Raw genomic sequence first — 1,434 nt, forward strand, 5'->3', positions numbered from 1 at the left:
GCTTACGCTGCCAGCCCGACCCGCGCTGGCGGAGTGTCCGCCTTGGGTCCGGTTGCGCTGGCGGTGTGGACCCGGCCGCCAGCACAGGTCACGGAGGCAGCGCATCCGGCCACACTGACGCTGCCGGTCGGTTCACGCGGCCGCCCGACGGAGCCGATAGGCCGCCTCGACCTGTTCGAGGATCTCGTCGCGCTGATCGCGGAATAGTCGGCGGTCCACAACAATGACGATCCACCCCGCCGCCTGCAGTCGGTTCCGTCGTCGTCGGTCTTTTGACTGCTGGATCGGATCATCGTGGTGAGCACCGTCGTATTCCACAGCGATCCTGTGCGCCGGGTCCGCCAGATCGATGCGATAGCCGAGTTCCGGCACTTCGACCTGCGAGACGAACCCGGTGAAGCCGGCCGAGTGAAGGAACAGTCGAGTCTCCGTCTCGCGCGGGGATTCGCTTCGAGGATCAGCTTGAGCGAGGACCCGTCGTGCCCGGGCGACTCCCCAGACTCCGCTCATGTACGTGACGGTTTCGCTGAACGCGGCGCGGGACAAGCCACATCGGTAAAGCTCCTCGATTGCCAGCACCCCGTCCAGATGATCGCTGAATCTGGCGAGATCGAACGCCGTCCATCGAATCGACGTGACTCGAACCCCGTTCACGGTGAGGATCGCCTGCTCCGGCACTTCGTACCGCCGGATCTTCAATCCTTCGCGAGCTCGTCCATGGGGCCCGACCGATAATTCCGGAACGGCGTGATCCGGGGGACTGAGGCCCTGCACCGCAGCAGCGGACCACCCGGTCAGGACTGCGTTCGGGTAGAGCCGCGAATAGGCGACCGAGAGGGTGCCAAGGTCGCGCTCGGCGGTGGCTGGGAGCCAGAGTCCGTCGGCGATTCTGACGAAGTCGCGTTGACGGCGTCGTCGCGGAATCAGCGCGATCTCGTGGCTCAGGCGCGCGAGGTGCAGGGCGGGATGAGTGTTGTCTGTGCGTGTTTCCATGGAGTGGATCTTGCCTGCTCGCACAGACAATTCCCGACGGAGAAAGCGCCGGGACCGCAAGCTGTGGATAAGTGAGCGGTTGTGGATTGAAGTGCGCAGATTTCGCTTTTAGCACTCGGGCGGCACCGACAGGCCGGGGCTGAGACTGGGGCCGGGTCGGCGTGGGCGCGGGCGCGGGCGCGGAGCCTCCCGCGGCTGGAATTCAGCGGCAGATGCTGCGAGATGCGCGACTGTGCAGTGCCGTGTACCGACTAGCAGCGTCAATGTGGCGGGATGCGCTGCCTCCATGACCTGTGCTGGCGGCCGGGTCCACACCGCCAGCGCAACCGGACCCAAGGCGGACACTCCGCCAGCGCGGGTCGGGTAGGCAGCGTAAGCGGGGCGGGATGCGCTGGCGGAGTGCACGGAGTGGTCGGGTAGGCAGCGTAAGCCGGGCGGGAT

1 protein-coding gene is annotated in these 1,434 nt (G+C 66.4%); it reads right to left on the reverse strand.

What is annotated here, in order from left to right:
* Positions 1–132: 132 nt before the first annotated feature.
* On the reverse strand, positions 133–993 hold the full coding sequence (locus ON04_RS07070; RefSeq protein ID WP_010540901.1) for a DUF559 domain-containing protein: 861 nt from the start codon (positions 991–993) through the stop codon (positions 133–135).
* Positions 994–1,434: the final 441 nt, after the last annotated feature.

The organism is Dietzia alimentaria 72 (assembly GCF_000226215.1).
Lineage (GTDB): Bacteria > Actinomycetota > Actinomycetes > Mycobacteriales > Mycobacteriaceae > Dietzia > Dietzia alimentaria.